The sequence below is a fragment of the Clostridium oceanicum genome (assembly GCF_039521385.1).
In the GTDB taxonomy this organism is placed as follows: Bacteria; Bacillota; Clostridia; order Clostridiales; family Clostridiaceae; genus Clostridium_F; species Clostridium_F oceanicum.
The window spans coordinates 277,910-294,172 of the sequence record NZ_BAAACG010000010.1; the positions used below are offsets into that span (position 1 = coordinate 277,910).

Below are 16,263 nucleotides of genomic sequence, written 5' to 3' on the forward strand. Positions count from 1 at the left end.
CTCACTCCTTCCTACTTTTTATTTTATCTCGATTTCAAAGCCTTCTAATTCATCTTTCGTTTCTTTAAATAATTCTAAAAGTTCATCAGCAAAGTACCTAATTGCTTTTTACTATCTTCAAAATCATTCCATATTATAGTTAGGGGTAAGCTAATCCATCCAGTTAAACAATCCCATAAAGCACTAAAGTTTTCTCCATAATAATATGGTAAATCTAACTTTTCTTTTAATATTTGATGAGTTTTTATTTCATTTATCATTTCTTTACCATCTAGGATTACAATTTGCATCTTCATTCCTCCTTGCTATTTTATAAGTCATTTAAATCAATATTTTTAATATGCCTTATATTTCTTAATAAAATCTATTATTGATAACTTTTTTAAATCTCCTAAAATTTCTTCATCATCTTGCCACCATGTATCTCCAATATACATCTTACTATCTACATAGTTGCAAGGAAGAATCATATCATTATTTATTTCAATCATAGGCACTAGATGGTATAAATATATATGTTCTTTTATAGAAACACAAAATTCATCATTCAATTTATACATGATTTTAAAATATTTATTTTCTTTTCCATAATCAACTATTTCTATATACTTTTTATATATTAATGTATCTTTTAATGCTTCTGATTCAATTTCTTCTTCAAATAACTCCCTCATTATATTTATTAAACTATATTTTTTAATGAAATCATCAATTGAATTAAAGCCATAATCTTCAGTTAGTCTTATAAAATTAGATGTTATATAACTTTTTTTGTAACCTTATTTCTTACTATAATTTTTCCCATTTAATCACCTCATGTAATATGAACTCTAAATTTTTGTTTTTTACTATAAATAATTATATGGTCAATGCTAGTAGAACTTCACCCAATAGGATGGCTATCAAAATGCCAACTTTCAGCACTTCTTTGTCCTGCTATCTCTTCCATAAAATGAGGAAATTTCTTGTTAACAAAATCTATGGCCTCATCTTTAGTTTTAAAATATATCATTTCCACTAACAACTTGATTCTTATATTTATTTAATACTCTTGGTGTAAGACCACTAGTATTTTTAACTACAGCAAAATAATTATTGCGCACCAACACTTTATCTTTTGATACAAAATAATTATGTAAACCTTCTACTTCAAAATTATATACCTTTATTCTTTTATTAAAAATATTTGGTTCTAATTTTGTTACTGTCTCTACCTTATTATTTGAAGTTTTAAGTTTATCTTTGACTCTTAAATCTCTTACTTTTTGAAATCCTTTTCCTTCTATATAAAAAGGATGCTCTGTTGCTTTTTTATTTTAGTATTATTTGGATATACATTTATTAACTCATTGATTTTCTAAATATAAATGGTACCTCACATCCTTGTAATAATATGGGTACCACTTAATTTTGTTCGTTTTTTAATAAATATATTATAAAAAATTACTTATTTCACTTAACTTCCTTATCATACATAGTATTCTATACATTTTCATATACATATTCTAATATGTTCTTCATTTCACCTACTCCAATATCCAAATCTAAACATTCAACCATTATTCTATTCATTTGCTCAATTCTTTCTTTATCATTAATTCCCAATATTTCACCACACTCTTTTTTTAACATTATAACTTTTTCAACTATTTCTTTTCTCTTAAAATCACATATTATATCTTTTAACTCTTCCTCATAATCTAACATTATTAAATAGCAATTACAAAAATATATTATTGTTGAAATCTGCATATTTTCCACCTACTTAAATAGCTTATTACTTTATAGGAACTCTTAATTTAATTTTTAAAATAAAATAGTTTAAACTTACTTTAGTCCTATTATAGTTTGTCCATCATGATAAAATTCTATTACAAATTCCCCATTACTTGAAAATAACCATGTATCAAAACTTACTGCTATAGTATCATCAATAACATCTATTACATTAGATAAATTACTTTTTATTATAGGTAAATTTGCTTCGTCCCATATAATATGTATATTCATATCATATTTTAAATTTCTCTTTATTAATTCTTCTTCAATTTGTGTAGGATAGCTAACTTAAATTTACTGTGGAAATCATTTAAAATTTTATTTTTATTACTGCCTATTACAATTTCGTAATTTTCTTTCAATGCATCTAAACATTCTTCATACAATGTCATAATATAATATTCTCCTTAGAACTCTTTAAATAAATATATTAATCATACTTACATTATTTTTTTCTAGTATACAATCTTCAGTAGCATCAGATACAACAATCTCGTTTATTGGATTCCCAAATGTTAACCACTTATTAGAAATGCTTTTCAAAAACTCATTAATCTCTACTTCGTTTAAATATTTATTAAGGCCTATTTCTACTTCTACTACAAACATCTTATCACATTTCCAATAAGGCTCATTTTTTATATACTTCCTTGATTTTATATTACTTTTTATGTAAGTTACAATATCTTCAAAAACACTTTCAGCTTCTATCTTACTATCTGCATATACAAATGATCTAATAAACATGTTTTCACCTCTTTATTTATAAGTAGTTTTTTCATCAAAAGATACATTTAGTCTACATTATTATGAGACAACACTTTATCTTTTGAAACAAAATAATAATGCATCGCCTCTACTTCAAAATTATATACTTTTATTTTTTTATTTAAAACATTTGATTCTAGTTTTATTACTGTTTCTATCTTGTTATCTGAGGTTTTAAGTTTATCTTCTATTCTTAAATCTCTTACTTTTTCAAATCCTTTTCCTTCTACATAAAAAGGATGCTCTATTGCTTTTTTATTTTAGTATTATTTGGATATACATTTATTAGCTCATTACTTTCTCTTATAAAAGTTCTTTTTTACTTTCCTTAAGTTCTACTTTACCTGTATCTTCATTATAAGCATATACTTCATCTTTTTCTGTTATATCTTTTATAGGAATTAATCCCCCTTTTGTGTTAATTAATGTATCTCCTGCTAATGCATCTTCATTTACAAATCGTCCTATTTATAGATTGTAATGTCTTAAATTTAAATAATACAATCCTGTTTCAGTATCATATCTATAACCTTTATATCTATATGGATTTTTTATTCCTACTGTATCTTTTATTTAATTCTTTTTTCACTGCTTGTTCCTTCGCTAATATAACTGTATCCATATTTTAATTTTTATGATATTATAATCTAAATATAAAAAAAGGTGGTGAATCACAATGGATAAGAATATTTCAAAAACTATTTTATGGTATATTCCTATAATGGCGATAGTATTTGTACTTGTCTATACTTCAAGCTTTTTTATTGAACTTGCAGATAATGCATATTTTGATATTTTCAGAAGTGTTACCGTTCCTTATAGCATATACGTCATATATTTAATATGTAAAAAAGCAACCCTTGAAACTAGGCAGCAAAGAGGTTCATCAAATAATTCTAAATCAAAAATAATCATCAACACAAAAACTAACAGTAACTCTGCATTTAGAAAAATAAAAAATTGCTTCAATACTGATGAAAGTGTCATGTTTAATATTCTTGAAATATTTATGTTATTAACTATAATAAATAACTTGATGATGGTTTTTGGAATTGACCCAAACCCTAAAATAGGAAAGTTTGCTTATATACATTTAACAATAAGATTTTCTATTATCTCATTAATAATGATTGCTATTAGAGGAAAAAAAGTTATTAAAGACTATAAAAATTTCAATCATTCTATAAAAAAATTAAGTAATTATAGTAATTTAAAATCTTCAATCTTTGAAAACTTTAGAATAAACAAATATAGATGTACCTATGTACTATTCACTACAATAACTATTGGAATATGCATATTCACTATCTTTTTTGTACCTACTCCTACTGGTGGTGTTAAGTTCTATTTTAATTTATTAATCATGTTTTGTGTTATTGTTATATTCACAATAGTTACAAGTATGATCTTCAAAGCAAAATATAATAAGAAATAAACTTAACAACAACTAGAATAATAGTATTAGTGTCCTCTTATTTTATTTTTGGTCATTACATAATTTTCCCACATATATATAGCAACAATATAAATATAAGAGAATTCTTTTGGATAGTCCGATTTCTCCATTTTATATGTAATATTGAATTTTGATAAAAAATAGTTAGAACGTCTCAAATGCCAAGGAGAAGTTACTACCATTGCCGATGACCAATTTTTATCTTTCATTATCTTTATTGAATTTTGTATATTTTGATATGTATTACTTGATTTGTCCTCTTTAATCAAACAACTATTTGGAATACCTAATGATTCTGCAAAATCAACCATAACATCCGCTTCAATATATTTATTATAGACCCCTCCACCGGAACATATGATGTTATTAGCGCATCCCCTATTAAATAATTCAACTGCTTTTATAACTCTTTCTCTCATTATGGGAGAAGGCTTCCCGTTCTGTAATGCAGGAAATCCTAAGATAATTATCACATCAAATTTATCCCTTTTCAATTTTGTTACAGGAGACTTATAAAATAAAAGTGGATATAAGTTGATTAATACAAAAATTATGATAATAAAAATAAAAACACTTATTGCCATATACTTTAATAAAATAATAAAAATATTAATATCCATTTCCTTTTCTACTCCATTCATTGCATATAATTTATATATATATATGTCCCCCAGTTATTTACGACTATCTATTAAACTATAGTAAAAATATATATCATTTCTTATAATTTTTCATTAATACTCTATATAAATATTTCCATTTTAGCCATATTATTAATGACTTCTATTCCTTTTAATATTTCTTTATCAAAAACTTTATAGTCACCTTTAAAAACATAAAAATAAGAAAATTATAACTTAACTTCAAACATAATTATTATCTTTTCTTTACTTTAACAAATATGACATAGGGGTAAATCTAATACCATTAACATTTTGCTCTTTATCAGAATCAACAAAACCAAGATGATGATAAACTTCTATTGCATATGGAGATGAATTTACTGTAATATTGCTAATCTCCTTCTGGCTTTCACATCTATCTTTAACTGTTTCAAATAAATTTCTTGCTATACCTCGTCTATGATACTTTTTATCTACAAACAGCATACATATATGATTAGTTCCTCTTGTTGCAATTACACCTGTTAATTCATCAGTATCTATACATCCCCAAAAGTATAATTCTCCTTTATCAATTTTTTCAATAATAGAATTATATGACATAAATTTTCTAAACTCTTCAATGCCTTGTTTTGAGTAATCCGGTGCTTCAAATTCTTGAAAAACTCTCCACACTAAATCAAGTGCATTTTTGATTTCATTTTTCTGCAATTTTACAATTTTCATATAACCTACCCTCCTACCAAAATGTATGCTTCGCATTTTCTTACAACTATCTATTAAACTATAATAAAAATTATATAACATTTCTTATACTATTTCATTAATAATCTATATAAACATTTCCATTTTAACCATATTATTAAACTTAAAAATAATAAATGCACTAGCTTTAGAATCTCTTCTAACTGCTAGTGCACTGGTTTTTTACTATAACCTATATAAAGTAACTAAACTACTTACAAAAAATAAAGGTCCTAAATCTAAAATTTAAGACCTTTATTTTGGTGTTCCGTAGTGGTTATGACCTTTTGCTAAAATCATTAAAAGCTTTGATTAAATCATCAAGCTTTTTTTCAATTCTAACTAAAAGATAAACACTAACCGCTACTGGGAATCCTACATTGCTGATAAGCTTTATTAAACCATCATACATATTCCCACCACCCAATTTAATTGGCAATTATTAGATAACAGATAACAATGATTGAAGAAATTCCATTGGAATTTCAACAGTAATTCTTAATTCACCATTGTTAATTTTAAATTATATTTACAATTGTTATTTATTAACTGACAATTATTAATTCATATAATATATATGCTTTTTTAATCTATTTTGTAATTTAACACAATTTATTTATAAGGTTCAGTCATTAATTGTTATAGACATTTTACATTCATTTCCTCCACGTAAAATCGTAGAACAAATTTCTACATCAAAATTCTTATTTGGAATAATCGAATTAAAAACGTAAATAATACTCTGCCTAGAACACTCACATAAAAAAGGACTATTGACATAGCCTTCGTTATGCAAGCTACAGGTACATTCTTTAAAAAACACGTAATATTTCTTTCTTGGTTCAACTATTTCACTCTTTACATTTTCTATACCATTCATTTCTTCAAAAAATGAATCCATATCTCCATTTACTTTTTTATATAAATCTTTATATAAATTTAGTACACCTCTATTTACGCAGTTCTTGCTACATTCACAAAAAAACAATTCTCTTTCCTGTTGTTTAATATGCGCTATTCCATTTTCAAATCCCTTGAACCAATATTTGATATTTTCATCCACTAAACCACCCCATCTATTTATTCTTTTCCATAAATTATCATTTGTCTTTTAGCTAAAAAATACCTATACAATTTGATACATTAAATAAGAGCAAATTCAAACTAACTGTTAACAAGTATACCATATAACTCCAATTATCCTAAATATACAAACCCACCTTATTGATTATATTGATATAAAGTATTAAAATAACATCGTTAGTTAATAAAGGGAGATGATTCAATGGCAGATAAAAAAACAAAATATAAAATAGCACAACCTAGAATACCAAATAATTTAGATGAACTTCAATCTTTCAATAATCTTATTAGAGACGATGATTTTATATGTGAAAAAGTGATCTGTGACTGTTCTATTGAAAATCAAACTGCAGAACATGTGAATTTTGAACAGATGATATTTAGAAACGTTACTTTCAAGGACGTATCCTTTAAATATATTGATTTAACCGATGTTAAATTTGAAAACTGTGATTTGTCTAATGCAGATTTTTATGGAGCTATTATTCATAGAGTGGAAATGTTAAATTGTAAAATTCTTGGAACTAATTTAGGTGAAGCAACTCTACAAAATGTATTATTTGAAAATTGTAATGGCCGTTACGCTTCTTTTCCATTTTCAAGATGTAAACAGGTGAATTTTAAGGATTGTTTACTTCTTAATGCTAATTTTACAGAATCTGATTTTAATAAAATAGGTTTTCTTCATTCTAATTTAAATCAAGCTGAAATGTCTGGAACAAAACTAAAGGGAATTGACTTTACTACTTCCCAAATTGAAGGACTAGCTGTAAAATTAGAAGATTTATATGGTGCTATCGTTTCACCTATGCAGGCAGTTTCACTTTCAAAACTTATAGGTCTTATAGTTAAATAGTAAGTAATGGTTTTGAAAACTAAATGTTAATCTTTATTAATCTATAATACTTTTATACTATCACACAAAACCACTGTAAAATTAAACTTTAAATAATACGGTGGTTTATATACTGTTCTTTTTTAATTATTCATTTAAATAAGAGATTATGTATTAACTATAATATCAAAAACTATATTAATAACTCTAATGATTACAACTTCTTTTCAAAATGTATATAAGGAGATTTTGTGTAGCCACACTTATTGTAAAACTTAACGTCATCATCAATTGTATGTAATTCAATTTTATTAATATTTCTAGCTTTTAGTTCTGTTTCAAGCTTATTTAAAGCCTGAAGTCCATAGCCTTTTCTTTGAAAAGAAGGGTTAATAAATAGTTCATCAAGATAAAAAATATCATCTTCCCCTATTATGTCTAATTTTCCAAACATAAACCCTACAATATCCTCTTCCTTTTTTATCGTATATGCTAAGGAAGTCAAATTTGAAGTAATATATTTCACTCTCTTTTTAGCTCTTTCTAAAGTCCACTTTTCACCCCAAGTAGGATTTGAATATACTTTTTGAATATATTCTGCAGCAGTTTCTAGTTTACTACTATCAAATTTTTCTAATGTAATCACGATAAACTCCCCCTGATCTTATATAAGTCATATCTTAGCCATCTTAGCCATCTTAGCCATCTTAGCCATCTTAGCCATCTTAGCCATCTTAGCCATCTTAGCCATCTTAGCCATCAATATTATACCATATAAATCCAAACTAATATTTTAAAATATAAAATCACTCAAATATAATATCACTGAATTTTTGAAATAAGAGTATTCTCTTAATAATCTAAAAAAACCACAAATTAATCCTATTTTTAAATTATGCTTATAAAATCAATCTAAAGTTATCCAATATCTTTGTGTAATTCCTTTCCCCTCTGCTATTTCATTTTCCAATTTCCCATTATTATTTATTATAGTCTTTGCAGATGCAACATTATTTTTGTCACAGGTAATCAAAACTTTTCTAATATTAAGTTTGGCGCATTCCTTTAAAGACAATCCTAACATTTCAGTGGCGTATCCTTTTTGTCTTTCTGATTTTCTAATGCTATAGCCTATATGTCCACCAAACTTTAGTAAATATTCATTTAAATGATGTCTAATATCAATCATACCAATTAAACCACCATCATTAGTGGAAATAGCCATATATGTAGTGGCAGGAACTAACCCCGCTCTTACAGTTTCTTCCTTTAGATTATAGCAAAATGCACTATACCATTCTTCAAAAGTTTCAGCATCTCTTAAACCTGCAGTACCATCCATGCTATCTCCGTTTTCAATAAATTCTCTTTTGTAATCCATAATTTTTTCTTTATATTTTGGTGTTGGTAAAACTAATTTCAATCTATTCATTTTTCCCCCTCCAATTATACAAATTATCTTTATTACCAGGTGTTTTACAATTCTGGTCAACTATTTAAATATAGCTCTGTTTTAAACCAACCTTTACAATAAAACGTAGAAAGTTATCTTTTACTGTTAATTCTTCTCTAGTTATGACATAACCAGTGTTCACAATAGAACATATAAAAGTGGACAAATTAATTTGTCCACCTTACTTTTTAATCCTAATAGTTTAAGAATACTCTTAAATTCTAATTGGTAAATTGAAATTTATATATTTAAGTTATTTTCAAACTAAACACAATAAAAATTAAAACTAATCAAAAAACTTCCCCTTATAAAAATTCTCATTGCCAAGTTTCTTTGCCGTTAGCCTAAACATGACGCAACCATCTGGACATACAATATCTTTACTATATTTATCATTGCCACCAACGTTTTCTAAATCTCCACCACTTCTGACTGCCTCCATAATTGGGAACATAATCATCATGACCTTAGAACAGATACCCTGTCCATTGGAATTTGTGGGACAACCATATGTACAGGTATACTTATCCCCCACTTCCTCACCGTTTCGGCAGTACCTCTCTGTATGGTCACTGCGAAGAAATCCAGTTACCTCAATTTCAAATTTGTACTCCTCATCATACCATTTTTTCATAATCAACCTCCAAATTCTAATTTATAGAGCAGTTTAATAAACAATTCACTAGCATAATAATCCGATTGTTCAATACTTTATATTCTTATTATACATAATTTATGGATTATAATTCCAGTAATTATGCATAATTGTTATTGTCAATAAAAATTCCCCGGAAAAAGGAAAGAAATTTCCCCACCTAAAAATTGCAAAAAAATTAATAGTCTAGCTAACTATTAGATTGAGATACTGATTATATCCTTTAGTGTACTTAAACCCTTAATTTCCTTTTACACATATTATAAATTAACAATAAAATCTATCAACTTCTCCGCTTTTTCCAATGATGAATCAATACTTAGGGCATCCTCAAATAATTTATAAGCACCTGTATCATTCTCTTTAAGCCAATTCAAAGATTTTTTAGGACCTAAATACCACAAACCTTTTATCCCAAAATACATTTCCAAACTATCTACTAGCATCCAATGATATCTAAAGTTACCTTCAACATCACCCTTCTTTGCCCTATTTAACATTTTCTTTAACCAACTTTTTCTAAAATTGATATCCTCTATAGTAAGCTTTTCGGCACCTTTATTAAAATATTCATCTATATTTTCTAATAATCTAGTACATAAGTCTTTTTCATCTAAAAGAATTTTGCCACCATTAATATGAAGCAGTTCCTTTGGCTTTGTCATCATATTTGTGTCATATATCCATGCATCAAGTTGTCTTCCATTAATTACAGTAGTATCATTTTTTTGAAGGGTATTATCACAAAAACATATAACATCTATATCGCTTTCATCGGTATAAGTCCCATTAGAGAAAGATCCATATAATATTATTGAATGGCAATTATACTGTTTTTTTAAATAGTTCTTTACATTTTCAAGTATACTTTTTTCCATAAGCTAATCTCTCCTTTAATTCTATTAATTTAAAATTTTAGAGAAATTAATTTTTATGGTTCTATATACATTTGTAATCCTCCCTCACGTAAAAAATATATTTTAATTAATTCATTCTTCATATTAATACTAAAATAATCCTCACATTAATGCTTGTAAAAATCAAAATTCCAAGTATATTTAAACATATCTTATGTTACAGTTCAACCTAAATATTCAAATATCATATAATAAACAAAATTCACAGTTTTCTTACTTCTATAAGTAGAAGAATTAGTTAGATCCGAGAAGCTAAGTAAACCTATTCATTTTAGTATAAAAGAAACAAAAAGTATGCAATTTTACAATAATAGTATATAATAAAAAATGGAATTTAAGGAAACTAAAAGAAAGGCGGTGTTAATTTAGTGAGTTTTAATTGAAAATAAATTTATTCTCACTAAAGAACAAATGAAAAACAATTACTATAAGAAAATAACAACCCTTGGGATTATTTGCTGCATTTTATGGCTAGTTTTAATTAATACTAAGCCTTTATCAGATTTTGTATATTATAATGAACTTGCAAAACAAATTGCAAATGGAGGAACCTGGGGAAACACTTATACATCCGTTGGATATCCTATTGTTTTAGGATTTATATATAAGATTTTTGGAAGTAGCTTGATTGTGGCTAAGATCTTCAATCTAGCCTTAACACTAGTAAATTATAAATTATTATATAGTTTGCTCAAAAAATTAGATATAAATGAAACAAGAAGAAAAATTATTTATACATTGTTTGTTTTATTCCCTCAAAACATATTCTATAACAGCATACTAGCAAGCGAAATATTATTTACAACTATATTCCTTCTAGTAACACTTATATATTATAGCAATATTAAATTGAAATATCCTTTAATTGGCATACTTGTAGGGATCAATACTATGGTAAAACCATTTTTCATCCTCTTCTTTTTTGCTATATTTATAGTAGAATTGGGTTTAAAAATAAAGTTTTTAAATGTATTAAAGCATACAGTTACTGTGCTTTTAGTAAGTTTAATATGTATTTCACCTTGGTTATACAGAAACACAAAATTAATTGGTCAATTTACAACAGTATCAAACAATGGAGGAATAGTACTTTATATAAATAATAATTCTCAAAATAAATTTGGAAGATGGATGGCTGCTAAAGACGTTGAAAACTCCGTTGTATTAAAAGAAGAATATATCAAAGCTAATATGACAGAAAAAAATAAAATGTTAAAGACTTCAGCTAAAAAATGGATACAAGCTCACCCTCTTCAATTTATAGGACTTGGGTTTAAAAGATTAGCTAATACATACTTTATTCCAGATGACGTACTCTTCACCTTTAATGGAGCAAACTTAAACAAAATAGCTAAAATACTAATAATTTCATACACAGCTTTAGTAAAAATAATAGTATTTTTATTTGCAATCATAGGCATAATCATAAAAAGTAAAAATATAATTAAAGATTTGTTTAAGAAAAATAAGATTAATGCTTATGACCTATATATTTTAGTTTGTTTTTATATGTTTACATGTGTGTATTTTGTTACAGAAGGTCAAGGACGCTACTCTTTCTCAACTATATTTATAGCAATTTATTTATTTTCTGAGTCATTTATGAAAACTAAATTTTGCAAAACAAAAATAGAGAATGATATTTCTACCACGTTAAATTAAAATCTAGCTAACCCAAGGTTTATGTGGTAAAAAATTTAGATTACTTTAAAAAAATTAGAAATAACTAGTTAGAATAGTTACTACTACTATTGGAGAAATATTAGCTCCTTTAACCATGACCATATCATATAATACAATTACACATATATATATGAATGGATTTAAAGAGCATAACTTAGACTATACTTTAAAAATCATTGGTACCAGTTGACTAAACTCTACCCATGATAAATATTTTTTTAAATAGAAGGTGTTAAATTATGAATAAAAAAGAAAAAAGGAAAGAAATGGAAGACGCTTTATTAGCAAGGGTTTATGATTTAATTTTAAATCCAGAAACTCTTGATGATGAACGTTCTATGTTAGTTGAATTTAAAAATGCAGTTGAAAATGGAAAAGACTTTCAGAGACAATTAATGAACTTAGCTGAAGATCTAAGACTACTAGCACTTCGTAAAGTTAAGTATAAAAAAACCCTTAGCAAAGAAGTTCGTAAATTGTATCTTGATATTTTTGATACTGGATTCTTTGAAAGAGAGCTAGGCCGTGGCATAGCTACTACATTTACCGTTTTAGGCAGGCCTTTATAAAATATCTAATTCGATAAATTACGTATTTCACATGTTAAGAATATTTTATAACCTATGTAAATGCTTCAACCTAAGATTTAAAATATAATTTCATAAAATATATTTTTAGTTTTTGATTCTATATATAAACAAGATATTTTATATTAATTGAAAATTGCTAGAACTGTGAAGCAAGTAGGTTATAAAGCATAAATGCACTAGCTTAAGAATCATTTCTAAAGCTAGTGTATTTATTGGTTAAGACTTCTATTTTCCCTCTATTTAGTAAAACTCCATGGATTTTTTAAAATGCAATAGCATATGTATTCTTTGAATTTAGTATTAAAGCTATCTTATTAAAATCCACCCATATCTTTCATCTCTTTTAACATTTCCAAATTTTTGATTAATTCCTCTTTAGGAATATCACCTGGCAGTTTATCCAAGTACTCTTTAAGTTTACTTTCATCACCAGTTTCATATATTTCAATAAGTTCCTCTAATGACTCTTCATCTAAGCTAGCAAAGAACATTTCTATTGATTCATTATTAATCATAATCTTACTCCCCTCATATTCATTTAAAATCAATGATTACTGTTTAATTTCTGACATTTTTTAGTTTCTTATCAATCAGCACTGTTTGATCTTTGACATTTTCTCATTTTACATCAATCACGGCTATTTAATTTTTGACATCTTTCATTTTATATCAAACTCAGCTGTTTAATCTTTGACACTTTTTCATTTTACGCCAAGCAGCACTGTTTGATTTCTGACATTTTTTCATCTTACACTAATAAAGACTATTGAATTTTTGCCATTTATCCATTTCATATGAATCAGGACTGTTTAATCTCTAACACTTTTTCGTTTCATATCAAGCATAGCTGTTTAATCTCTGACACTTTTTCATTTTACATCAATCTCAACTGTCTAATTTTTGGCACTTTATTATCAGTAATATAAACTATTAAGATTGAAATACCCTAATAAATTACTACTAAAATGTACAAATCAAAACAGGACGTAATTTTATTATAAACTTAAAATTCCAAAGTTACACTTTAAATTAATATTAAACTTTATTTTATATTATTTTGTATAAACTTTATATACACCATACCCTATTAAACATAGCATAAGTACTCCATAAACTATAGCAAATATTTTTGTAAACTTACTAGCACTCGCTTGTCTTTCTTTATATTCTTCTCTACTTAATTTCTTATTTGGATACATACCAATTATTAATGAAATAAAAATAAAATTTATAATAAGCACTAAAGTATCTAATCTAATAAAACTAGAAGAAATCTCAAAAATTTTCACCTTTAAAAATTGTGTAATAATCGAAATCACCGTTACAACTGTAACCAAATTACATATTACATCCAAAATCTTAGTATTTTTAACTTTAAAAGATATTATAATGCCTTTTATATAAAGAAAGTAAAATAATAAATACAGCACAGAAAGAATATTAATAACAATCAATATTATATGAGGTGTAAATTCAATATTTCCTGTTACTGATTTATATAATGCATATGATATTAAAAATATAACCGTTAATAAATTGGAATATTTTAAAGCATAGCTTTGAGCTTTTTCTTCTAATTCATCTTTACCAATAACCAGCCAAACAATATAAGCACACATAAGCAATACAGTCAATAGTAAATGTAGCTGAAAAGAAATCTTTTGTATATTATTCATCGTTATCTACCTCCAACATTTCAAAAACATTATCCACTTTTTCATCAAAATAGTTAGCAATTGAAAAAGCAAGCTTCAATGAGGGATTAAAAGTTCCTCTCTCAATTTCTGATATTGTACTTCTATTAACTCCTAAATCAATAGCTAAATCCTCTTGTGTAATATCACGCTCACTTCTCAATACTTTTATCTTTGTATTAAAAACCTTTTTTCTTCTTCCCACAATATTCCTCCTTTATAATATATATAATACATTAAATGTTGTATATATACAACATTTTATTGTATATATCCAACATTTTTATTTTTAATCCAAGATAAAACCCTATAAAATAGATTTTTAACATCTAATTTATAGGGTTCTTTTTTCTAATTCTTACTTTAATCATCAACACTTTATTTTAATTAAATAAGCTAACTTTCCATCTGAACTAAATCCCCATTATAACAATAATTACAATATATTTAATAAATTCTGATAAAAACAAATATACTTCCAAACTATTCCCACCTAAAAAACTTAATTGATATACAAATACATATAACAGCAAGTATACTTACAACTAAAATTGGTAGTATTGCATTATCTATGCTTAAATTAAGGGATGTACTTTTTAAAAGCTTTATTCCCTGAGTTAAAGGTAAGATATCTGCTACTTTTTGAAGGGATGTTGGCATAGCCTCATATGGTAATGTTGCTCCTGAAAATATAAGCATAGGAAAGTATAGAATACTTGCAATAACACTTGCCATTTTAATATTTTTCGCTATTCCCCCTACCATAAATCCAATGCTAAACATTGATATCATTACTAATATATATGCTCCTAAAAAGTTTATCCATGAACCTCTAAATTGAAACTTGAAAAATATTTTTGCTGTTAAATAAACAAGTATTAATGAAACGACTGAATATAAAGCATAGATTACTCCTTGAACTACTAGAATCATAGATGGGCTAACTGGTGTAACTCTAAATCTTTTTAATATCTTTCTGTGACGGTACTCAGACAATACTAATGGTAAACCCATGACACCACCTGCACATATTGCAATAGTTGATACCCCTGCAAAGGATTGTTCCATGAATGTAAAATTTGCTCCAGAAAATGCAGGTTTGTTTCCATAAATAATACCTAATATAACAGTTATAATCACTGGCATACAGATTGCAAAAATAAACATATCCATTCCTCTTAGTGATAACTTTAATTCAGTTTTTAACATTGCTTTAAATGCTTTCATCATCCAAGTCCTCCTCATCTACAAGCCATAAATAAGCATCCTCAAATTTTTCATAGGGACTCAGTTCCACTGCTTCTTCAACTGTTCCACAAAAACCTATTACTCCATTTTTTAAAATACATATTTTATCGCACAAAACTTCAACCTCATCCATAAAATGGGATGTTAAAAAAATTGTAAGTCCCTTCTTTTTTAAGTTTAATAAACACTTCCACACATCTCTTCTAGCCTTTACATCTAACCCTGTTGTAAGCTCGTCTAAGAATACTACCTCTGGGTTAGGAATTAACGCTAGGATAACAAATAGGCGTTGTTTTTCACCTCCCGATAATTCACTTACTAGATTTTTAACCTTATCTTGAAGATCAAATTGCTTTAATAATTTATTGAAATCTAATGGGTTTTTATAAAAAGCTTCAGTTATTTCACACAACTCTTTCACTGTAATCTTATCTTGATAATTAGATTCTTGAAACTGAACCCCAACTTTCTGAAATAGCTCTTTTCTTTCTTTTTGAGGATTCATACCTAAGATAGATACCTTACCACCATCAAAATTCTTTGTACCTAAAATACACTCTATAGTAGTACTCTTCCCTGCTCCATTAGCTCCAAGAAGTCCAAACACCTCACCTTTTTTCACCCTTAAACTAACATCTTTAAGCACTTTAACATCCTCATAAGATTTATAAAGATTATGAACTTCTATTACTTCCATGTGTTATCCCCTCCTTTTGATAAAAGAATAACACCATC

General features: G+C 26.4%; 23 protein-coding genes and 3 pseudogenes. 4 read left to right on the forward strand and 22 right to left on the reverse strand.

Going from position 1 to position 16,263, the window contains the following annotated elements:
* Positions 1–74 precede the first annotated feature (74 nt).
* The 9 genes and pseudogenes from ABDZ71_RS11715 to ABDZ71_RS19930 all read right to left on the reverse strand — a co-directional run.
* Positions 75–290: a barstar family protein gene (locus ABDZ71_RS11715; RefSeq protein ID WP_343761793.1), complete on the reverse strand. Its 216-nt coding sequence runs from the start codon at positions 288–290 to the stop codon at positions 75–77.
* 45 nt (positions 291–335) lie between these two features.
* The gene (locus ABDZ71_RS11720) at positions 336–674 is read right to left on the reverse strand and encodes a hypothetical protein (RefSeq protein ID WP_343761794.1); all 339 of its coding nucleotides are present in this window, start codon (positions 672–674) and stop codon (positions 336–338) included.
* 209 nt (positions 675–883) lie between these two features.
* Positions 884–1,012, reverse strand: coding sequence for a hypothetical protein (locus tag ABDZ71_RS11725; RefSeq protein ID WP_343761796.1), 129 nt, complete (start codon positions 1,010–1,012; stop codon positions 884–886).
* Positions 999–1,295, reverse strand: a pseudogene (locus tag ABDZ71_RS19915) (polymorphic toxin-type HINT domain-containing protein); the annotation flags it as partial. The gene ABDZ71_RS11725 and the pseudogene ABDZ71_RS19915, both read right to left, overlap by 14 nt.
* Positions 1,296–1,482: 187 nt before the next feature.
* The gene (locus ABDZ71_RS11730) at positions 1,483–1,752 is read right to left on the reverse strand and encodes a hypothetical protein (protein ID WP_343761798.1); all 270 of its coding nucleotides are present in this window, start codon (positions 1,750–1,752) and stop codon (positions 1,483–1,485) included.
* A gap of 75 nt (positions 1,753–1,827) precedes the next feature.
* Positions 1,828–2,049: a CDI toxin immunity protein gene (locus ABDZ71_RS11735; protein ID WP_425544715.1), complete on the reverse strand. Its 222-nt coding sequence runs from the start codon at positions 2,047–2,049 to the stop codon at positions 1,828–1,830.
* 147 nt (positions 2,050–2,196) lie between these two features.
* On the reverse strand, positions 2,197–2,526 hold the full coding sequence (locus tag ABDZ71_RS11740) for a hypothetical protein (protein ID WP_343761801.1): 330 nt from the start codon (positions 2,524–2,526) through the stop codon (positions 2,197–2,199).
* Between the two features lie 47 nt (positions 2,527–2,573).
* Positions 2,574–2,795 carry a polymorphic toxin-type HINT domain-containing protein gene (locus tag ABDZ71_RS19925; RefSeq protein WP_425544716.1) on the reverse strand — a complete coding sequence of 74 codons (222 nt, stop codon included), beginning with the start codon at positions 2,793–2,795 and terminating at the stop codon, positions 2,574–2,576.
* Between the two features lie 223 nt (positions 2,796–3,018).
* Positions 3,019–3,117: pseudogene (locus ABDZ71_RS19930) on the reverse strand (RHS repeat-associated core domain-containing protein); the annotation flags it as partial.
* Between the two features lie 106 nt (positions 3,118–3,223).
* On the opposite strand from ABDZ71_RS19930, the gene ABDZ71_RS11745 reads away from it, so the two are divergent.
* Positions 3,224–3,982, forward strand: a complete 759-nt coding sequence (locus ABDZ71_RS11745) for a DUF6608 family protein (protein WP_343761803.1) — start codon at positions 3,224–3,226, stop codon at positions 3,980–3,982.
* 26 nt (positions 3,983–4,008) lie between these two features.
* Here ABDZ71_RS11745 and ABDZ71_RS11750 read toward each other — a convergent pair whose 3' ends face one another.
* The 4 genes and pseudogenes from ABDZ71_RS11750 to ABDZ71_RS11765 form a co-directional block, all read right to left on the reverse strand.
* Positions 4,009–4,476: a YdcF family protein gene (locus ABDZ71_RS11750; RefSeq protein ID WP_343761804.1), complete on the reverse strand. Its 468-nt coding sequence runs from the start codon at positions 4,474–4,476 to the stop codon at positions 4,009–4,011.
* A 414-nt stretch (positions 4,477–4,890) separates the two neighbouring features.
* Positions 4,891–5,352 (reverse strand): GNAT family N-acetyltransferase, encoded by a 462-nt coding sequence (locus tag ABDZ71_RS11755; RefSeq protein ID WP_343761806.1) that lies wholly within the window; start codon positions 5,350–5,352, stop codon positions 4,891–4,893.
* A gap of 304 nt (positions 5,353–5,656) precedes the next feature.
* Positions 5,657–5,782 (reverse strand): annotated as a pseudogene (locus ABDZ71_RS11760) (YvrJ family protein); the annotation flags it as partial.
* Between the two features lie 213 nt (positions 5,783–5,995).
* Positions 5,996–6,358, reverse strand: coding sequence for a hypothetical protein (locus ABDZ71_RS11765; protein WP_343761808.1), 363 nt, complete (start codon positions 6,356–6,358; stop codon positions 5,996–5,998).
* A gap of 297 nt (positions 6,359–6,655) precedes the next feature.
* Between ABDZ71_RS11765 and ABDZ71_RS11770 the strand changes: the two genes are divergently transcribed.
* On the forward strand, positions 6,656–7,309 hold the full coding sequence (locus ABDZ71_RS11770) for a pentapeptide repeat-containing protein (RefSeq protein WP_343761809.1): 654 nt from the start codon (positions 6,656–6,658) through the stop codon (positions 7,307–7,309).
* A 193-nt stretch (positions 7,310–7,502) separates the two neighbouring features.
* Here ABDZ71_RS11770 and ABDZ71_RS11775 read toward each other — a convergent pair whose 3' ends face one another.
* From ABDZ71_RS11775 to ABDZ71_RS11790, 4 genes are all read right to left on the reverse strand, one after another.
* On the reverse strand, positions 7,503–7,934 hold the full coding sequence (locus ABDZ71_RS11775) for a GNAT family N-acetyltransferase (protein ID WP_343761810.1): 432 nt from the start codon (positions 7,932–7,934) through the stop codon (positions 7,503–7,505).
* 261 nt (positions 7,935–8,195) lie between these two features.
* Positions 8,196–8,720, reverse strand: coding sequence for a GNAT family N-acetyltransferase (locus ABDZ71_RS11780; RefSeq protein ID WP_343761812.1), 525 nt, complete (start codon positions 8,718–8,720; stop codon positions 8,196–8,198).
* Positions 8,721–9,027: 307 nt separating this feature from the next.
* A complete protein-coding gene (locus ABDZ71_RS11785) occupies positions 9,028–9,375 on the reverse strand; it encodes a TIGR04076 family protein (RefSeq protein WP_343761813.1) in 348 nt (115 codons plus the stop codon).
* 281 nt (positions 9,376–9,656) lie between these two features.
* On the reverse strand, positions 9,657–10,274 hold the full coding sequence (locus ABDZ71_RS11790) for a nucleotidyltransferase domain-containing protein (RefSeq protein ID WP_343761815.1): 618 nt from the start codon (positions 10,272–10,274) through the stop codon (positions 9,657–9,659).
* 450 nt (positions 10,275–10,724) lie between these two features.
* Here ABDZ71_RS11790 and ABDZ71_RS11795 point away from each other — a divergent pair, with 450 nt between their 5' ends.
* Together ABDZ71_RS11795 and ABDZ71_RS11800 are read left to right on the forward strand one after the other, a co-directional pair.
* Positions 10,725–11,975: a hypothetical protein gene (locus ABDZ71_RS11795; RefSeq protein WP_343761816.1), complete on the forward strand. Its 1,251-nt coding sequence runs from the start codon at positions 10,725–10,727 to the stop codon at positions 11,973–11,975.
* A 260-nt stretch (positions 11,976–12,235) separates the two neighbouring features.
* Positions 12,236–12,565 carry a bacteriocin immunity family protein gene (locus ABDZ71_RS11800; protein WP_343761818.1) on the forward strand — a complete coding sequence of 110 codons (330 nt, stop codon included), beginning with the start codon at positions 12,236–12,238 and terminating at the stop codon, positions 12,563–12,565.
* 335 nt (positions 12,566–12,900) lie between these two features.
* Here the strand turns inward: ABDZ71_RS11800 and ABDZ71_RS11805 are convergent, their stop codons facing one another.
* The 5 genes from ABDZ71_RS11805 to ABDZ71_RS11825 form a co-directional block, all read right to left on the reverse strand.
* Positions 12,901–13,101, reverse strand: a complete 201-nt coding sequence (locus tag ABDZ71_RS11805) for a hypothetical protein (protein WP_343761820.1) — start codon at positions 13,099–13,101, stop codon at positions 12,901–12,903.
* Positions 13,102–13,638: 537 nt separating this feature from the next.
* Positions 13,639–14,262: a hypothetical protein gene (locus tag ABDZ71_RS11810; RefSeq protein ID WP_343761822.1), complete on the reverse strand. Its 624-nt coding sequence runs from the start codon at positions 14,260–14,262 to the stop codon at positions 13,639–13,641.
* On the reverse strand, positions 14,255–14,485 hold the full coding sequence (locus tag ABDZ71_RS11815) for a helix-turn-helix transcriptional regulator (protein WP_343761823.1): 231 nt from the start codon (positions 14,483–14,485) through the stop codon (positions 14,255–14,257). Before ABDZ71_RS11815 ends, ABDZ71_RS11810 begins: the two co-directional genes overlap by 8 nt.
* 278 nt (positions 14,486–14,763) lie before the next feature.
* Positions 14,764–15,507, reverse strand: coding sequence for an ABC transporter permease (locus tag ABDZ71_RS11820; RefSeq protein ID WP_343762434.1), 744 nt, complete (start codon positions 15,505–15,507; stop codon positions 14,764–14,766).
* Positions 15,494–16,225 carry an ABC transporter ATP-binding protein gene (locus tag ABDZ71_RS11825; RefSeq protein ID WP_343761825.1) on the reverse strand — a complete coding sequence of 244 codons (732 nt, stop codon included), beginning with the start codon at positions 16,223–16,225 and terminating at the stop codon, positions 15,494–15,496. Before ABDZ71_RS11825 ends, ABDZ71_RS11820 begins: the two co-directional genes overlap by 14 nt.
* Between the last annotated feature and the right edge of the window lie 38 nt (positions 16,226–16,263).

Coding starts and splice junctions, on each gene's coding strand:
- ABDZ71_RS11740 (WP_343761801.1), bottom strand. CDS start 2,526: ATGTTTATTAGATCATTTGTATATGCAGATAGTAAGATAGAAGCTGAA.
- ABDZ71_RS11805 (WP_343761820.1), bottom strand. CDS start 13,101: ATGATTAATAATGAATCAATAGAAATGTTCTTTGCTAGCTTAGATGAA.
- ABDZ71_RS11730 (WP_343761798.1), bottom strand. CDS start 1,752: ATGCAGATTTCAACAATAATATATTTTTGTAATTGCTATTTAATAATG.
- ABDZ71_RS11800 (WP_343761818.1), top strand. CDS start 12,236: ATGAATAAAAAAGAAAAAAGGAAAGAAATGGAAGACGCTTTATTAGCA.
- ABDZ71_RS11715 (WP_343761793.1), bottom strand. CDS start 290: ATGCAAATTGTAATCCTAGATGGTAAAGAAATGATAAATGAAATAAAA.
- ABDZ71_RS11795 (WP_343761816.1), top strand. CDS start 10,725: ATGAAAAACAATTACTATAAGAAAATAACAACCCTTGGGATTATTTGC.
- ABDZ71_RS11810 (WP_343761822.1), bottom strand. CDS start 14,262: ATGAATAATATACAAAAGATTTCTTTTCAGCTACATTTACTATTGACT.
- ABDZ71_RS11770 (WP_343761809.1), top strand. CDS start 6,656: ATGGCAGATAAAAAAACAAAATATAAAATAGCACAACCTAGAATACCA.
- ABDZ71_RS11745 (WP_343761803.1), top strand. CDS start 3,224: ATGGATAAGAATATTTCAAAAACTATTTTATGGTATATTCCTATAATG.
- ABDZ71_RS11790 (WP_343761815.1), bottom strand. CDS start 10,274: ATGGAAAAAAGTATACTTGAAAATGTAAAGAACTATTTAAAAAAACAG.
- ABDZ71_RS11820 (WP_343762434.1), bottom strand. CDS start 15,507: ATGAAAGCATTTAAAGCAATGTTAAAAACTGAATTAAAGTTATCACTA.
- ABDZ71_RS11825 (WP_343761825.1), bottom strand. CDS start 16,225: ATGGAAGTAATAGAAGTTCATAATCTTTATAAATCTTATGAGGATGTT.
- ABDZ71_RS11725 (WP_343761796.1), bottom strand. CDS start 1,012: ATGATATATTTTAAAACTAAAGATGAGGCCATAGATTTTGTTAACAAG.
- ABDZ71_RS11785 (WP_343761813.1), bottom strand. CDS start 9,375: ATGAAAAAATGGTATGATGAGGAGTACAAATTTGAAATTGAGGTAACT.
- ABDZ71_RS11780 (WP_343761812.1), bottom strand. CDS start 8,720: ATGAATAGATTGAAATTAGTTTTACCAACACCAAAATATAAAGAAAAA.
- ABDZ71_RS11720 (WP_343761794.1), bottom strand. CDS start 674: ATGAGGGAGTTATTTGAAGAAGAAATTGAATCAGAAGCATTAAAAGAT.
- ABDZ71_RS11755 (WP_343761806.1), bottom strand. CDS start 5,352: ATGAAAATTGTAAAATTGCAGAAAAATGAAATCAAAAATGCACTTGAT.